The organism is Corallococcus sp. AB018 (assembly GCF_003986945.1).
GTDB lineage: Bacteria > Myxococcota > Myxococcia > Myxococcales > Myxococcaceae > Corallococcus > Corallococcus exiguus.
Genome location: NZ_RAWR01000141.1, coordinates 1 through 16,165, shown reverse-complemented (window position 1 = coordinate 16,165; position 16,165 = coordinate 1). Strand labels below are relative to the sequence as shown.

Below are 16,165 nucleotides of genomic sequence, written 5' to 3'. Positions count from 1 at the left end.
GCCGCGACGGGTGCCGCCCGGGCCTGTTTCAAGGCGCGGGCGGCTCCTTCGGCAACGCGCCTTCGTACAGCGCGGCCGAGCGCCCCATCATGAAGCCGTGGGGCAGCAGCTTCATCATCGTCGCGAGGAAGCGGTTGAGGACGCCGGGCACGGAGAGCTCGCGGCGGTGCACGAACGCCTCCACGGCGGTGCGCGCGCAGGCCTCCGCGGACATGATGCCCACGTCGCCCGCCTTGAACTTCCGGTCCAGACCGGACACCGACAGCATCTCCGTGGCGATGCCGCCGGGCGCGAAGACGGTGACGGACACGCCCACCTTGCGCAGCTCGTAGGCCAGTCCCCGTCCGTAGCTGATGACGAACGACTTCGTGGCCGCGTAGGCCGTCTGGTACGGCAGCGGCGCGAAGCCCGCCGTGCTGGCGACGAGCATCAGCGCCCCGCCCCCGCTCTGCTTCGCGAAGTACGCCCCGAAGAGCTGGGACATGCGCACCACGCTGGTGATGTTGGTGGCGAGCATCGCGTCGAAGGACTCGGGCTGCTGCTCCAGCGCGTGGCCGAAGTAGGTGACGCCCGCGTTGAGGATGACGCCGTCGACGGTGCGGCCGGACGTGGCGGTCTCGAAGACGCGCGCGGCGTCGCCGGGCTTCGTGAGGTCCGCCGACAGGGGCAGCACCTGCACGCCGTGCGCGGACTCCAGCTCCGCCTTGAGCGCGGTGAGCCGGTCCTCGCGGCGGGCGACGGCGATGATGTGGGCGCCGTGCTCCTTCGCGAGGAGGCGGGCCATCTCCAGCCCCAGGCCAGACGACGCGCCGGTAATGAGCACCCAGCGGCCTCGGAAATTCATTGGTTTCATATCGGGCGCGTTTATTTCGCGGCGCGGCGCCGCGCGCAACCGGGGAACAGCGGGCTTCGGGCACCCCTGTTAGAGTCCGGCCACCATGCGCCTCTCCGGGTCGCTCGCCTGCTTCTTCCTGGCACTCTCCACCGCCCCCATCGCTTTCGCGGGGAGCGGCGTCTTCGTCACTGAAGAAGCCGTGGACGCGGTGGACCAGCCCGAGTCCTCCAAGGTCGTCTTCTCCGTGCAGCCAGGCGTGTCCTATCCGCTCATGAAGAAGGGCGGCCCTGACCGCGCGTGGTGCAAGCTCCAGGGTCCCAAGGCGGAGGGCTGGGTGCTCTGCGATGGCACGCCCACGGATGCCGTCCAGAAGGCGCCGGGCACGGACGCGCTCGTGCGCGCGGACCATGAGAACACGCGCCAGCAGCAGGCGTCGCGAGGCGGTGGAGTGTCCCTCGCGGAGGCGAGGCCCATCGGGAGCGGGGCCGGTGCGGGTGCTCCCGCGGCGGAGCCGGACGACGAGGAAGAAGTCACGGTGGCGGTGCGCGCACCCGCGGGCCGCGCGGCGGTTCCGGGTGACGCAGCGGCGTGCGCGAGCACGTGTGATCAACCGCCCCTCTTCGCCAAGGCCCCTGCGCTGTCCGCGATGGACCGTGAGGTGCTGGACCTGTGCCCCGCGCGTCCCGATGCGAGCGTGAGCGCCGGAGACGTGCAGCGCTTCTTCGCGAAGCACTACGACGACGCGCGGGTGCAGCGCGCGCTGTCCGCGGCGGGCCGTCCGGGCTCGCGGCAGGCGAACATCGAATGGCTCACGAGCCTGTGGGTGAGCACCGGCCCGCGCAACGCGTTCACGCACGTCTTCTGCGGGGACGACTGGCAGCGCGGCCCGATTGGCGGCCTCCACTTCCTGCCCCGCTACGCGCAGCTCGAGGCGGAAGGAAAGGTCTGCTTCCAGGGCCCGGCCAGGGGCGAAGAAGCAGTGCGCGGTGAGCAGTACCTCATCCGCTTCAAGGGCCTGTCCCCGTGGTCCTGCGGCGTGAAGCGCACGGGCAGCTTCGCGACGTCGCAGGACGCGGTCTCCATCGCCGCCATCGGAACCCGGGCGTTCGCGCGCTGCTGTGCGCGCGGCGGGGCGAAGAAGGAGGGCGGCGTGTACTCGGCGCCGGACGTGGAGGGCGGCAACTGGCGCATCTGGTGCGGCACGCGCAACGGCACCTACGGCATCGCCACGCTGCACCCCACCGACGAAGCCGCTACCTGCTCGGAGTAGCGGACCGGCGCCTCGAAGGAACGCCGGTCCCCTGCCCCGCTGAGGCCTACTGCGCCTTGTCCACGGTGAGCACCGTGCCCGTGGAGTACGCGGTGAACTCCGGCGCGTACATGGACTGCACCGTCGCCGGGCCCACTCGGAAGGTGCCCGCCATGTTCGCGCGCAGCCGGTACTTGAAGTTGTACTCACCGGCCGGCAGCGCTTCGAAGAAGAAGTTCGTCCCCGAGTCGCGCGTCTCCTCGTACCAGACGATGCCCAGGTCCCACTTGTGGCGGGACTGCGCGTTCTCCGGCTCCAGGCCCGCGGCGCGCGGATCCCTCAGGTGCACGTACTCCGCCGCGTGCTTCGTGCGCAGCGACAGCTGCACCTCCACCTCGTCGCCGGGCCGCAGCCTCGCGCCGTCCGCCAGGGGGCGCAGCAGCGTCTGGTTGCCTTCGCGGATGCGCACGAAGTAGCGGCGCGACACCTGGAAGAAGTCACCGCGCTCCTCCTTGGGCAGCTCCTCCGTGGAGAAGTGCCACGTGGCGGACGCGATGGCGAAGCCCGGCGTCGTCTTCTCCACCACCGTGGTCGCCGTGGTCGCGTTCACCTCCGGACCGGGGACGACAATCTGGTTCTTCTTCCCCGTGTACACGTCCGGCGAGAAGCTCATGGTCACCGCCTTGGAGCCCACCGTCACCTTCAGCTCCTCGCGCGCGGCCAGCGAGCCCTCCGCCTCCATGTAGTTGACCAGCGCGTAGAGCGCCTCCGCCGTGGCGCGCGTGGACTTCCAGTGGTTCACCTTCTTGTCCAGGAGCAGCCACTGCACCAGGCCCGCGCGCCGAGGGTCCTTCGGGCGCAGCTCCGACAGCGTGCGCAGCGCGAAGGCGTGCGTCTCCGTGGAGTCGTTGTACCAGAGCCAGCCGCGGTCCTCCGGCTGCCAGTACGTGCCCAGGTCCTGCGTCGTCTTCGCGGAGTCCATCACGCTGTCCCAGACCTTCTGCGCGTCCTTCGTGCGCTTCGCCCGGTTCAGCGTGAGCGCCAGGTACCCCTTGAGGTACGGCGAGTGCTCCTTCCAGTGCTTGAAGGAGAACTCGAGCATGCGCTGCCGCTCGGCCGCGGTGAGCGCCTCGCCCGTGTAGCGCGCGTCCGGATACGCCGATGCCACGAAGTTGAGGAAGGTGAGGAACTCCCAGCCCAGGTCCTTCTTCATCAGCCGGTTCGCGTAGTCCTCCCGGAAGTGCTTCGCCAGGTAGCCCCACGCGGGCTCCGTCATGGTGGGCGGCACCTCCACCCCGTGCTCCATGGCGCGCGACAGGCCGTGCAGGATGTAGAGCGTCATGTACGGCGACGACGGGCCGCCCGGCCACCAGGGGAAGCCACCGTCCGCGTTCTGCGCCTTGCGCAGCTTCGCCTGCGAGGACACGCGCTGGGCCTGGGCCACCTTCGGGTCCAACACGCGCAGGAGCGACTGGTCGGACTCCGCGCCGCCCTTCGCCTCGTTGAGCCAGGGCGTCTCCTCCAGCGTCATCTTCCGGTTCGGGTCCACGTCGTCGAAGGTCTCGAAGCGCGTGCTCCGCTCGCTCAGGTCCTTGGCCACCTTCGCCACCGACGGATACTTGTTGAAGAGGCTGGAGACGATGCCCGTGGACACGAAGCGGTTGAGCGTCTGCTCCGTGCACTCATAGGGGTAGTCCACCAGGTACGGCAGCGCCTGGAGCACGGAGTAGAAGAGCTGCGCGTCCACCGTCACGACGAGCTGCTCGTTCACCCGCGTGGGGTCGTCCGACTTCTTCAGGTCATCGAACGTCAGCGTCCGGCGGTCCTTGTTGTTCAGCATGGCGAAGCGCGACTGCGACAGGTGCATGCGGCCGGGCAGCACCGGCAGGGGCCGCAGCTCGCCGTCGCTGAACGCGCCCGTCTTCGCGACCACGCGGAAGGCCACCGGCCCCACCCGCGCGGGCGTGGTGATGGGGAAGCGCAGGTTCGTGCCCTTCCCCGCCGCCACCGTGAAGGCCTGCGACGGCGTCTTCACGCCGAACTCCGCGAGCAGGCTCTTCTGCGTGTCCGGATCCACGATGTCGAACGTGAGCTGACCCTGCTGCATCTGGGTCCCCGCGTTGTTCACCACGACCTCCAGCTCCGCGCGGTCGCCCTCGCGCAGGAAGCGCGGCAGGTACGGGCGCACCATCAACTCCTTCACGCTGCGAGTGGCGCGCTGAGTGGAGCCACCGCGCAGGTCCCGAGTGAGCGCGTGCACCCAGACGTCCCACGCCGTCACCGAGTCCGGCACCGTGAACTCCAGCACCGCCGCTCCGTCCGGCCCGGTGAGCAGCTGCGGAATCCAGAACGCCGTCTCCGCGAAGTTGGAGCGCAGCGGCCCCTCCGGCCCTTCCCCCGGTTCCGGGGGGCCCGGCTCCCCTTTGATGATCTGGATGATCTCTCGCCGCTTCTGCTCCAGCACCCGGCCGGTCTTCGGCGCGGACTCCGCGGCGGACGGCGCGGGCGAAGGCGGCGGGGGCGGAGGCGGTGCACCGTCCGATTCCCGCTGGACGCCCCCGGGCCTCATGGCGCGCATGCGGTGGCCGCCGTAGTAGTTGCGGTAGCCCGGACCGCCCAACCCGTAGCCTTCGCCGAACTTCAGCGTGTCGTCACTGAGGTCCGGCGCGGAGGGTCTCTCCCGGACGAGTTCATCAAAGAGCCAGTCCGCGCCGAAGACGCCACCCGAAGCACGGAAGTCCACGTAGACGGTCTGCTGCGGATACAGCTGCGCCACCTGCGGCGGCGTGTGCGGTCCGAAGACGTTCAGCGACTGATCGTACATGTACGCGAGCAGCTCCGCGGCCCCCGCCTCCAGCTTCGCGCCCTTCGGCCCCTTCACCGTCACGCGGAAGGTCTCCTTCGCGCCGGGCCGCAGCGTGTCGCGGAACGTGGCGAACTCCAGGCTGAGCTCCTTGTCATCGAAGGGCACGGCCACGGTCTGCTGGAAGCTCAGCGTCTGCCAGTCGCGCACCATCGAGAGCACCACCGTGAAGCCGCCGCGCAGGGCCTCCGTCACCGGAAGCTCCACCACCGCGCGCCCCTGCCCCGCCGTCAACTGGCGATGCTCGACGCGCTGGCGCCCCTGGTACACGTCCATCACCAGCGGCTGGCCCTCGAAGCCGGAGGCCACCATCAGGCGCGCCACTTCGCCCACGCGCACGGAAGGGCGCTCCGCCGCCAGCACCGCGGGCAAGCCCGCCGGGGCGTGGGCCCCCGCCACCACGAAGTCCCGTTGCGCGGTGGCCTTCTGGCCGAACGCATCCGTCGTCTCGTAGCGCAGCCGGTACGTCCCCGCGCGCAGCGCCGGCAGCTTCACGGTGGCGACACCGTCCGCGCCATGCGTCACGGCCGCCTGCGCCACCTCCGCGCCGTCGTCCCAGCGTTGCAGCGTCTGCTCCACGTCGTAGGCCGTGTCCCAGCGCCCCTTCTGCGCGTCACCCGGCGTGGGATAGGACTCCCTGGCCGACTGCGTGTCCGCGTCCAGGGGCTTGAGCCTGTCCACCGGAACCTCCGACGGCATCAGCGGACGGCTCGGAGCCTTCAAGGCAATGAGCCGCCAGCGGCCCGGTCCGGCCTGCGGCGCGCCATCCAGGTTCGAGCGCACGAGCCGCACCTCCGACGGGAAGTCCTCGCGGACGAAGCCCACGTCGGAGTCCACGCGCCCCTCCACCGACACGAAGCCCAGGCGGAAGGACCGGCTCGCGGAGCGCGTCTCACCGCCCTCGTCCGTCAGGTCCGCCTCCACGCGGTAGCGCCACGACATGCCCTGCGCCTTCGCGAGCCGCTCGTCCGCTTCCGGGGTGAACGCCACGGTGAAGCCGCCGTCCTCGCCCACCGTCGCCGTCCCGGAGGCCACCAGCTCCGTGGTGGCCGGGATGCGCTCCCAGAACCACCAGCGCGGCAGCACCGGCTCGCGCGACACGCGCCACTTCACCGCGCCGCGCGTCACCGGGAGGCCGAAGTAGTAGCGGGCCTCGCCCTTGAACGTCGCGCGTCGGTTGAGCCGCAGCGCTTCTGGCGCGTCCTTCAGCGTCACCTCGAAGGTGGGCCGCTTGTACTCCTCCACGCGCACGCTCGCGTAGCCGTTGGGGCGCGTGCGAACCGTCCACTGGCCCAGGGGCCGCCCGGAGGGAATGTCGAACTCGCCCGCCACCGATCCAAACAAGTTGGTGCGAGCCTCGCGCCTGGCCACCTCCTGGCCGTTGGGGTCGACGAGCGTCACCGTGACCGCCGACTCCGGCAGCACCCGGTAGCGCTTCGACGCCTCCTCCGGGCGGTAGGCCACCACCTTCCACAGCAGCTTCTGCTGGGGACGGTAGACGGCGCGGTCCGTGTAGATGAGCGTATGGTCCTGCGGGGTCGACTCGTAGAGGGGGGACAGGTACACCGAGCCCGGGAGCACCATCACGCCCTTGCCCCTGCCCAGCAGCAGTTCCATGTCCTCGTAGCGGTCGGCGTTCTTGCCCGTGAGCAGAAGGTCGCCGTTCGCGTCGGTGCGGCGGCTGACGATGTTGAAGCGGCGGGTGCTGTAGTCCGACTTCACCAACCGCACCTCCACGTTCGCAGCGGGCGCCCCCGTGGCGCCGTCCACCACGTGGACCTCCGCCTGGTGGGGGTTCGCCTTGCGCACCGTCGCGGCCCAGGGCGACACGGACATCGGCAGGGCGAGGATGCGGTTGTTCTTCTTCGCGAAGTCCTCGCGCGTGGACATGGCGATGATGTACGCGCCCGCCTTGAGCGCCGGCGGGGTCACGAACGTCTGGTGCCGCTGGAAGTCTGGCGTGGGCGGCAGCGCCATGCTCCACACGGCCTCCGGCTTGCGCGACGCCACCATGCGGAGCCTCTCCTCGGTGGAGGGGTACAGCGACAGGTCCTCGCCGGGCTTCGCGAGCCGTGCCTCCACATCCACCGCGTACGCCCGGAGGTACACCGTGCCCACGTTGCGGTGGCCCACCAGGATGGAGCGCTTGCCCGGCCCGTCCACCTGCATCCCGGTCGCGTACAGCTCCGGCGCCTCCAGCGTCGCCTTCAGCGCCGCGCACTGCACGCCGCCCACTGACTTCGGCCACGCCTCCGCGCCCGTCTTCGCCAGGGCATGCGCGGTGATGGCGCGGCCCGCCTGCTCCTCCATCTCCGCGAGCTGGTGCTGGCCCTTGGACCACCACGGCACGTCCCGGAAGCCCTTCAGGTGCGCGGCCAGGTGCTCCCGGATGCGCCGCTTGTCCGCGGCTTCGGTGAACGACGTCGACAGCACCTCGTAGCGCCGCAGCCGCGCCTCCAGCGCCGCCTCACGCCGGCCCGCCGCCAGGTGCCACGCCTCCAGGTCCCCCAGCACCGCCACCACCTTCATCAGCGGGTGCACGGAAGGGTCCTTCAGCTCCACCTTCGGCGCGCTGTCCAGGAGCGCTCTCAGGTCCAGCCGGTACACGCCCTGCTCCTGCTCCGGCCGCCACAGGCCCGTGTCGGCCAGCGAGCCCACCCACAGGTACGTCACCGCGTCGCGCACCGTGGAGCGGATGCCCTCCGGGTACGTGTTGGGCTGGATGTACTCGGACAGCACCTTCACGGGCTCGGTGCTGAACTTCTGCCGCGACTCCCAGACGGCGGAGTACGTGCGCTGGATCTCCGTTGAAATCTGATCCTTCGTCCACGCCTTCAGGTCCACCGGCCCGGTGGACACCACCTGCTCGCGCTGGCCAATCTCGTAGCTGTACGACTGCTGGTAGTTCGCGAGCACCGCCGCGTAGAACAGGTGGAGCGTGGCCTGCTGCCGCAGCCCCTCCGGCCAGGGCTGTTCACGCAGGAAGCGCACCGTCGTCTCATAGCCATGCAGCCGCGTGCGCAGCTGCACCGTGCGGATCAGCGCGCGCGTCCACTCGTCCGCGTCACCCTGGGCCTTCGCCGCGGCGAGCCGGGCCTCGGCCCCCTGCGCGGCGGACTCGACCTTGTCGTCCTCGACGAGCGCGTCGATGGCCTTCCACGTCGGGGGCGCCTTCGCGGGGGCCGCCACGGACACGGAGGACAGCATCAAGGACAGCAGGCACAATACGACGACGGAAGCACGCGAGCGTGGTGGAGAAGACATAGGGGCGGCACTCTAGACGCCGCCCGCGTCCCTGGCGGTCCCTTCTCTGTTTCAGGAAGCCGCCGGCGCCGGGGCCCGGCGTCGCAGCCCCACCACGTAGACCTCCATGCTGGCGCCGCGCGTGGCCTCCGGACGGACGATCTTCACCTCTTCGAAGTGCTGCCGCACCTCGTCACGGAAGGCCTCGAAGTCGCCCCCCATGAAGACCTTGGCCACGAACGTGCCGCCGGGCCGGCCGCGCGTGGCGGCCACCTCCAGCGCCTTGCCCGCGAGCCGCAGGCTGCGCGCCTCGTCCGTGCCCTTGATGCCGGACGTCTTGGGCGCCATGTCGGAGATGACCGCGTCGTAGGGGCCGTCGTACAGCGCGGCCAGCTTCGCGTCGAAGTCGTCCGCGAGCACGTCCAGCACCGCCGTCGTCACCCACTTCTGGGAGAAGGGACGGATGGCCGAGATGTCCACGCCGATGACGCGCCCGTGCATCCCCACCGCGTCCGCCAATATCTGGAGGAACCCGCCGGGCGCCGCGCCCAGATCCAGCACCGCCGCGCCCTTCTTCACGGACCCGGGGAAGCGCTTGAGGATCTCATCGACCTTGAACGCGGAACGCGCTCGCAGTCCCTCTTGCTTGGCTTTCTGGAAATAGTGGTCTTTAGGACGGTAGGGCTTGCCCATGTCAGAAGCCGTCCCTAGCATCCGCTACTGTCTTCGGAAAGCCGGAGCAGTCGCGGCCTGTCGGCTGGCCGCGCCCACGGATTTGCCGGAGGGTTGGTGGCATGGGCACCCGGAGCGTGACAGCGGCCTTGTGCATCTCCCTGCTTTTCGCGGGCGGAGCGGCTTTCTGCTACGCGCGCGCCGAGGCCCTGCAGGCCGAAGGGCGCTGGCTGATGGCCCGGGGCAGCGCCCAGGCCTCCGACTTCGCCCAGAAGCTGGACGGCACCTCGGTGGACGCCCAGCTGAAGACCTTCAAGGAACGCCGTGGGGTGATGGAGCAGGCCCACCGCTGGCAGCGCGGCATGCTGCTGGGCATCATGGCCGCCGTCCTGTCCGGCCTGTCCGCCTACGTCCTCTTCCTCCTCAAGCGGCTGGACGACCAGCTCCTGGACGCCACCGGCGAGCTGCGCCGCCCCCAGGAAGCCTCCTCCCTGCCCACCCCGGCGTTCGCGACCAGCGTCCAGCGGTAGACACAGACTCTGGCAGGATGCCCCCGTCAGCTTCTGACGGGGAGGACCACCATGCCCGGCTGCGCGCACTGCGGACACGCACTCGACATCATCGCCAACCAGGTCGGCCGGCGCGACACATGTCCCGGCTGTGAGGAGGACCTGCGCTCGTGCCGCAACTGCCGGCACTTCGACGAGTCCGTGGCCAAGGCCTGCAAGGAGCCCTTCGCCGAAGCGCCTCGCGACAAGGACGAGGCCAACTTCTGCGAGCTCTTCCAACTGGGCGAAGGCGGCCTGCATCAGAAGGCCTCTCGCGACGCGATGGTCAGCGCCGCGGAGGCCCTCTTCGGCAGGAAGTAGCTAGAAGCCGTACAGCTTGGAGATGATCTCCTTCATCACCTCGGAGGTGCCGCCGCCGATGGTGATGAGCCGCACGTCGCGCCACATCCGCGCGATGGGCGTCTCCTCGATGTAGCCCATGCCGCCGAAGAACTGCTGGCAGTCGTAGGCCACGCGCTGGGCCAGGTCTCCGGCGAACAGCTTCGCCATGGAGATCTCCTTCACCGGGTTCTCCTTCCGGTCGTAGAGGTCCACCGCGTAGTAGTTGAGCCGCCGCGCCGCCTCCACCGCCGTCAGGTGCTCCACGAACTTGTGGCGCCATACCTGGAATTTGATCAGCGGCCGGCCGAACGCCTCGCGCTCGTTGCCGTACTGGAGGGCGTCCTCCAGCATCCGGTCCATGCCTCCCACCGTGGTGATGGCCCCCACCAGGCGCTCGCCCTGGAAGTTGGTCATGATGTGGTAGAAGCCCTGGTTCTCCTCGCCCAGCACGTAGCGCGCGGGGATGCGGCAGTCCTCGAAGTAGAGGATGGCCGTGTCCGAGGACAGGTTGCCAATCTTGTCCAGCTTCTTGGAGATGCTGAACCCCTTCACATCCGTGGGGAACGTCACCAGCGAGATGCCGCCGTAGCCCTCCTCACCGGTGCGCACCGCCAGCGTGATGAAGTCCGCGCGCGTGCCGTTGGTGATCCACATCTTGGAGCCGTTGATGACGTAGTCGTCGCCGTCCCGGCGCGCCGTCGTCTTGATGCTCGCCACGTCGGAGCCGCACCCCGGCTCGCTCACGCCCAGCGCCGCGATGCGCTCGCCCTTGAGCGCGGGCTCCAGGAACTCGCGCTTCTGCTCGTCGGTGCCAATCTCGCTGATGATGGGCGTGGCCATCTGGCTCTGCACCAGCAGCGCCATGTTCACGCCCGCGTTGCGGCTGCGCGACAGCTCCTCCGCGAACGCCGTCACGTACCAGTAGTCCAGGCCGCTGCCGCCGAACTTCGGGTCGTGGCTGATGCCCAGGAAGCCCAGCTCGCCGCACTTCTTGAACAGCTCGCGCGGGAAGATGCCCGCCCGGTCCCACTCCAGACCGTAGGGCGCCATCTCCTTCTCCACGAAGGCGCGCACCGACCTGCGAAACGCCTCGTGCTCCTCGGTGAACGGATTGAGCATCGCGAGTCCTTGGGGGTTGTCCCGCTGCGGGTTGATTCGCGAGTCAATAACAGGCGCCCACCGTCAGCCACAAGCAACGCCCCGCGTCCCCACCCCGCCTGACGCCCGCCTTCCTGGTGACGCAGCGCGCCGGCTCCAGTGTTGTGAAGAAGTCTGAAGGCTTGGGGGGCAGGCAGCCAACCCCGCAGGATGACTGGGGAGTGGATAGTCCGCACTCCGGAGTATCCTCTTGACAGATAATCGAGCGTCGGTAATTTCTAGCCCACAAAGAATTAGCCGGAGCAGGTGCCAGGGCGGGTGTCCCGCCGGCGACCCGGCAGGAGTTCGGACGCGTGAATCAGCGAATCTTGGCTGCCGTGGTGGCCGTGGCGGTGTCGACGGCGGGGTGCTCGAAGGCGGGCGCGGAGAAGGCGCAGCTTCCGACTCAGCAGGAAGGCTCCAACGCGCTGGGCGTCAAGGCGATCACCCCGGCCACGGAGCTGGAGCAGAACGTGACGCGCGTGACGGGACAGGTCCGCTCCAAGCAGGAGGCCGTGCTGGGCCCCCAGGCGACGGGCACGCTCGCGAAGGTGAACGTCCGGGTGGGTGACAAGGTGAAGAAGGGCGACGTGCTGGCGCAGCTGGACACGTCCAACGTGTCCATCGCGGTGGACCAGGCGAAGGCCGCCAAGGACATGGCGGAGGCCGGGCTGCAGCTGGCCTCCAGCAACCTGGAGCGCATGCGCAAGGTCGCCGAGTCCGGCGGCGTCGCGGCCAACGCGCTGGAGCAGGCGGAGATCGGCCAGAAGCAGGCGGCGGCCCAGGCGGCCCAGGCCGGCGCGGCGTACCGGCTGGCGGTGGAGAACCTGCGGGACCACAACATCGTGGCGCCCTTCAACGGCATCATCACCGCGCGCACGAAGAACGTGGGTGACTCGGTGGCGATGACGCCCTCCACCCCGGTGTTCTCCATCGTGGACGCGGACGGGCTGGAGATCCGGATGATGGTGCCGGAGTCCGTCATCGACAACGTGGCGCCGGGCATCGTGACGCCGGGCACCGTGAACCCCAGCGGCATGCGCTTCGAGGCGAAGGTCGCCAACGTGGGCGCCGTCATCGACGCGCAGAGCCGCACCGTGGAGGTGTTGGCGGACGTGACGGGCAAGACGGAGCACCCGCTGCGTCCCGGCGCGCTGGTGGAGATGGACTTCTCCAAGGCCGCGGGTGACGCGGGCAACGGCCTGTTCCTGCCGGCGCAGGCCGTCAGCAGCAAGGGCCAGGACGGCTTCGTGTGGGTGGTGCAGGACGGCACCGTGCGCAAGCGCGACGTGCGCGTGCAGCGCGTGCTTCCCGGCTACGTGAAGGTGCTGCAGGGCCTGACGGCGGAAGAGCGCGTGCTCGCCGACGCTTCGCTGGACGTCAAGGAGGGGACCGCCGTGCGCGTCGCGCAGTAGCGGTCCCTCCTCCCCTCTTCTTCCCTGGGTATCTGAATGCTCAAGACCTTCATTTCACGGCCCATCTTCACCGCCATGCTGATGCTGGCGGTGGTGGTGTTCGGCCTGTTCGCCTATCCGAAGATCGGCGTGGATCAGTTCCCCGACGTCGACTTCCCCGTCGTCACCGTGACGACCGTCCTCCCGGGCGCGGACCCGGAGAGCATGGAGAAGAACGTCTCCGACCCGCTGGAGGAGGCGCTCAACACGCTCAACGGCGTGGACACGCTCAAGTCCATCAACCTGGAGAGCGTTTCGCAGATCGTCGTGCAGTTCAAGCTGTCCACCAAGGTGGACCTCGCGGCGCAGGACGTGCGTGACCGCGTCCAGGCCACGTTGAGCAAGCTGCCGGATGAGGTGGAGACGCCCGTCGTCGAGAAATTCGACATCGGCGCCGCCCCCATCATCACGCTGGCGCTCGCGGGCGCCCTGCCGGTGGAGGAGCTGACGCGCATCGCGGACGACATCGTGAAGCCGGCGCTCCAGCGCAACCAGGGCGTGGGCAGCATCGACATCGTCGGTGGCCGTGAGCGGGAGATCCAGCTGGTGGTGGATCCGAACCGCCTGCGCGGCTTCGGTCTGGCCATCAGCGATGTCAGCCAGGCGCTCAAGGCCCAGAGCCTGGACGTCCCTGGCGGCCGCAGCATGGACAGCGGCCGTGAGCGCGTGGTGCGCCTGACCTCCGAAGCGAAGAGCGTGGAGGACATCCGCAACATCATCATCACCAGCTCCGGCGGCGCGCCGGTCCGCGTGCGCGACATCGCGGAGGTGGTGGACGGTCCCGCCGAGCAGCGCTCGGGCGCGAAGAGCGGCGATCGCAGCGCGGTGGCGATGGTGGTGCGCAAGCAGTCCGGCTCCAACACCGTGCAGGTGGCGGACCTGGTGCAGGAGTCGCTCGCGGACATCAACAAGACGCTGCCCGCGGGCATCCAGGTGGAGACGGTGACGGACAACGCGCGGTTCATCCGCTCATCCATCCACGCGGTGCAGGAGGACCTCATCCTGGGCGGCGTGCTCGCCGTCCTCATCGTGCTGGTGTTCCTGCGCAACCTGCGCTCCACCATCGTGGCGGCCATCGCGCTGCCGGTGTCCGTGGTCGGTACGTTCGCGGTGATGGCGGCGCTGGGCTTCACCTTCAACATGATCACGATGCTCGCGCTGACCCTGTCCATCGGTCTGCTCATCGACGACGCCATCGTGGTCATCGAGAACATCGTCCGTCACATGGAAGAGGGCGCCTCGCCCATGCAGGCCGCGCTGGAGGGCGCCGGACAGATTGCCCTCGCGGTGCTCGCGGTGACGCTGGCCATCGTGGCGGTGTTCATCCCGGTGGCCTTCATGGACGGCATGATCGGCAAGTTCTTCTACCAGTTCGGCGTCACGGTGGCGGTGGCCACGCTCATCTCCTACGTGGTGTCCATGACGCTCACGCCGATGCTCTCCTCGCGCCTCTTGCGTGAGCACGGGCACCCGACGGGTATCTCCGCGGCGGTGGAGAAGGTGCTGGTGGGCATGGAGAACGGCTACCGGAAGATCCTGGGTGGCATCCTCCGGCAGCGCGCCCTCACGATGGTCGTCGCGGTGGTGGTGCTCCTCGCGACCTTCGGCATGGCCCGCTTCCTCAAGTTCACGTTCATCCCGGAGCAGGACAACGGCAACATCAAGCTGACGGTGGAGCTGCCCATCGGGTCCACCATCCACCAGACCCAGACGCAGCTGGACACCTTCGCGGCCCAGGTGCGGTCGCTGCCGGGCATCGCCTCCACGTTCACCACCGCCGGTGGCGGCGTGCAGGAGGAGGTCCACAAGGGTGAGGTGCTCATCAACCTGAAGCCGGTGAAGGACCGCGCCTTCAAGCAGAGCGAGCTCAAGGCCTACCTGCGCCAGACCATCAAGGCGCCCCCGGGTGTCGTGGTGGCCGTGCAGGACGTGGCCGCGGTTTCAGGTGGTGGCGCGCGTTCGCAGCAGGTGCAGTTCAACCTGCGCGGCGACAACTGGAAGGAGCTGACGGAGTCCGCGGAGAAGATGCGACAGGCGATGCTCAAGAACCCGGGCCTCACCGACGTGGACATGACGTACCGCTCCGGCAAGCCGCAGTACGACGTGCAGGTGGACCGCGACCGCGCGGCCACGCTGGGCGTGCCGGCCGCGTCCCTGGGCGCCACGCTGCGCTCCTACCTGGGCCGGGACAAGGTGCTGGACTACCGCGAGGGCGGTGAGACGTACGAGGTGAAGCTGCGCCTGCCGCCGGAGACGCTGGCCTCCGCGGACGCGCTCGGCCAGCTGGCCGTGCGTGCGCCGTCCGGGCAGCTGGTGGAGCTGCGCAACCTGGGCCGCATCGTCCCCGCCGAGGGCCCGGTGCAGATCGACCGCCAGGCGCAGCGGCGGCAGATCACCATGCTGGCGAACCTCAAGGAGGGCTACGCGCTCTCCGACGCCATCACCTACATGCAGGGCTACGCTTCCACGGAACTGCCCAAGAGCGTCGTGGGCGAACTGGAAGGCAACGCGAAGGAGCTGGGCAAGTCCGTGGCCGCGTTCGGCACCGCGCTGCTGTTGGGCATCATCCTCATCTACATGATCCTCGCGGCGCAGTTCGAAAGCCTCATCCACCCGTTCACGATCATGCTGTCCCTGCCCTTCGCCTTCATCGGGGCCATTGGCGGCCTGCTGATCACGGGCCAGTACATGTCCATGTTCGCCCTCATCGGCGTCATCATGCTCATGGGTCTGGTGGTGAAGAACGGCATCCTCCTGGTGGACTTCACGCTGCAGGTCCGTGAGAAGGGCCGCACGGCGCACGAGGCGCTCCTCGAGGCCGCTCCGGTGCGTCTGCGCCCCATCCTGATGACGACCATCGCGATGATCGCCGGCATGATCCCGGTGGCCATCGCGAAGGGCGACGGCGCGGAGACGCGCGCGCCCATGGCCATCACCATCATCGGAGGCCTCGTCACCTCCACGTTCCTCACGCTGGGCGTGGTGCCGGTGGTGTACTCGCTGCTGGATCAGCTGGCCGCGCGCTTCAAGCGCGACAAGGGCAGCGACACGGGCTTCGCGGGGGGCTCCGGCCCGGCGCACGGTCCGTCCAACCAGGACCGTGAGCGGGAGGCCGCTGCGGCCGCGGCTCGAGTGGAGACGGCCTGATGCGCCGACCCACCTCCATCACCTCCCCCTCGGAGTCCGAAGTGCGCTCCGAGGGGAAGGACGAGGCCGCTGACGAGAAGGCCGTGATGGAGCGCCTGCTCCAGGATGGGGACCAGTCCACGCCGGACTCGCGCCGCTTCATGGGGCTCATCCGGGAGCTGGCCCACTTCCGCTCCCTGAGGGACCCGCTGGCGAGCCTCTGCGACGACATGCGGCTGACCCCCACCCAGGTGCACGCGCTTGGGTGGCTGGGCATGGACGGCCCCATCCAGGTGGGCGTGCTGGCGCAGCGCATCGGCATCACCAAGAAGACCATCACCGGCGTGGTGGACCGCCTGGAGGACATGGGCATGGTGGAGCGCGGCCGGGACGCGGAGGACCGGCGCGCCGTCACCGCCAAGCTCACCGACCGGGGTTGTGAAATCTACAAGGTCATCCAGTTGATGACGGACGCGGGCATCCGACGGTTGATGGGCCTGCTTCCCGAGGACGACCGCGAGGCGCTGTTCGGAATCATCGAGCGGATGCTCGCCCGCATGAAGGCCGGCGCCCCGCCGCGCTGAAGAGGGCACCCAGGTGCGTGGATGGGCGCGGGCTGCGACACTGCCCGCGCCCATGCTCCCCTCCTTCGTGGCCCTGCTCGGGCTTGGCCTGAGCGCTGCTCCCCCGCCCTCC

General features: G+C 69.3%; 10 protein-coding genes. 6 read left to right on the top strand and 4 right to left on the bottom strand.

Going from position 1 to position 16,165, the window contains the following annotated elements:
- Positions 1–28: 28 nt before the first annotated feature.
- Positions 29–853, bottom strand: coding sequence for an SDR family oxidoreductase (locus D7Y11_RS26895; protein WP_120576058.1), 825 nt, complete (start codon positions 851–853; stop codon positions 29–31).
- Positions 854–938: 85 nt separating this feature from the next.
- Between D7Y11_RS26895 and D7Y11_RS26890 the strand changes: the two genes are divergently transcribed.
- A complete protein-coding gene (locus D7Y11_RS26890) occupies positions 939–2,105 on the top strand; it encodes an EndoU domain-containing protein (protein ID WP_126935129.1) in 1,167 nt (388 codons plus the stop codon).
- Positions 2,106–2,151: 46 nt separating this feature from the next.
- Here D7Y11_RS26890 and D7Y11_RS26885 read toward each other — a convergent pair whose 3' ends face one another.
- Positions 2,152–8,211, bottom strand: coding sequence for an alpha-2-macroglobulin (locus D7Y11_RS26885; RefSeq protein ID WP_126935128.1), 6,060 nt, complete (start codon positions 8,209–8,211; stop codon positions 2,152–2,154).
- A gap of 51 nt (positions 8,212–8,262) precedes the next feature.
- Complete coding sequence (locus tag D7Y11_RS26880) at positions 8,263–8,904, bottom strand: RlmE family RNA methyltransferase (protein WP_120576061.1); 642 nt, start codon at positions 8,902–8,904, stop codon at positions 8,263–8,265.
- 80 nt (positions 8,905–8,984) lie between these two features.
- Here D7Y11_RS26880 and D7Y11_RS26875 point away from each other — a divergent pair, with 80 nt between their 5' ends.
- Both D7Y11_RS26875 and D7Y11_RS26870 read left to right on the top strand, forming a co-directional pair.
- Complete coding sequence (locus D7Y11_RS26875) at positions 8,985–9,392, top strand: hypothetical protein (RefSeq protein WP_120595031.1); 408 nt, start codon at positions 8,985–8,987, stop codon at positions 9,390–9,392.
- A 51-nt stretch (positions 9,393–9,443) separates the two neighbouring features.
- Positions 9,444–9,731 carry a hypothetical protein gene (locus tag D7Y11_RS26870; RefSeq protein WP_120576063.1) on the top strand — a complete coding sequence of 96 codons (288 nt, stop codon included), beginning with the start codon at positions 9,444–9,446 and terminating at the stop codon, positions 9,729–9,731.
- Here D7Y11_RS26870 and D7Y11_RS26865 read toward each other — a convergent pair whose 3' ends face one another.
- Positions 9,732–10,871: an acyl-CoA dehydrogenase family protein gene (locus D7Y11_RS26865; RefSeq protein WP_120576064.1), complete on the bottom strand. Its 1,140-nt coding sequence runs from the start codon at positions 10,869–10,871 to the stop codon at positions 9,732–9,734.
- A gap of 332 nt (positions 10,872–11,203) precedes the next feature.
- Between D7Y11_RS26865 and D7Y11_RS26860 the strand changes: the two genes are divergently transcribed.
- The 3 genes from D7Y11_RS26860 to D7Y11_RS26850 are packed head-to-tail and all read left to right on the top strand — an operon-like array spanning position 11,204 to position 16,053.
- The gene (locus tag D7Y11_RS26860; protein ID WP_121752997.1) at positions 11,204–12,304 is read left to right on the top strand and encodes an efflux RND transporter periplasmic adaptor subunit; all 1,101 of its coding nucleotides are present in this window, start codon (positions 11,204–11,206) and stop codon (positions 12,302–12,304) included.
- Positions 12,305–12,340: 36 nt separating this feature from the next.
- Positions 12,341–15,490 (top strand): efflux RND transporter permease subunit, encoded by a 3,150-nt coding sequence (locus D7Y11_RS26855; protein ID WP_120576066.1) that lies wholly within the window; start codon positions 12,341–12,343, stop codon positions 15,488–15,490.
- On the top strand, positions 15,490–16,053 hold the full coding sequence (locus D7Y11_RS26850; RefSeq protein WP_120576067.1) for a MarR family winged helix-turn-helix transcriptional regulator: 564 nt from the start codon (positions 15,490–15,492) through the stop codon (positions 16,051–16,053). Before D7Y11_RS26855 ends, D7Y11_RS26850 begins: the two co-directional genes overlap by 1 nt.
- Positions 16,054–16,165 lie beyond the last annotated feature (112 nt).

What these genes read in the sequence shown, in the direction of transcription:
- D7Y11_RS26895 (WP_120576058.1), bottom strand. Translation starts at nt 853, where the DNA reads ATGAAACCAATGAATTTCCGAGGCCGCTGGGTGCTCATTACCGGCGCG.
- D7Y11_RS26890 (WP_126935129.1), top strand. Translation starts at nt 939, where the DNA reads ATGCGCCTCTCCGGGTCGCTCGCCTGCTTCTTCCTGGCACTCTCCACC.
- D7Y11_RS26885 (WP_126935128.1), bottom strand. Translation starts at nt 8,211, where the DNA reads ATGTCTTCTCCACCACGCTCGCGTGCTTCCGTCGTCGTATTGTGCCTG.
- D7Y11_RS26880 (WP_120576061.1), bottom strand. Translation starts at nt 8,904, where the DNA reads ATGCTAGGGACGGCTTCTGACATGGGCAAGCCCTACCGTCCTAAAGAC.
- D7Y11_RS26875 (WP_120595031.1), top strand. Translation starts at nt 8,985, where the DNA reads ATGGGCACCCGGAGCGTGACAGCGGCCTTGTGCATCTCCCTGCTTTTC.
- D7Y11_RS26870 (WP_120576063.1), top strand. Translation starts at nt 9,444, where the DNA reads ATGCCCGGCTGCGCGCACTGCGGACACGCACTCGACATCATCGCCAAC.
- D7Y11_RS26865 (WP_120576064.1), bottom strand. Translation starts at nt 10,871, where the DNA reads ATGCTCAATCCGTTCACCGAGGAGCACGAGGCGTTTCGCAGGTCGGTG.
- D7Y11_RS26855 (WP_120576066.1), top strand. Translation starts at nt 12,341, where the DNA reads ATGCTCAAGACCTTCATTTCACGGCCCATCTTCACCGCCATGCTGATG.
- D7Y11_RS26850 (WP_120576067.1), top strand. Translation starts at nt 15,490, where the DNA reads ATGCGCCGACCCACCTCCATCACCTCCCCCTCGGAGTCCGAAGTGCGC.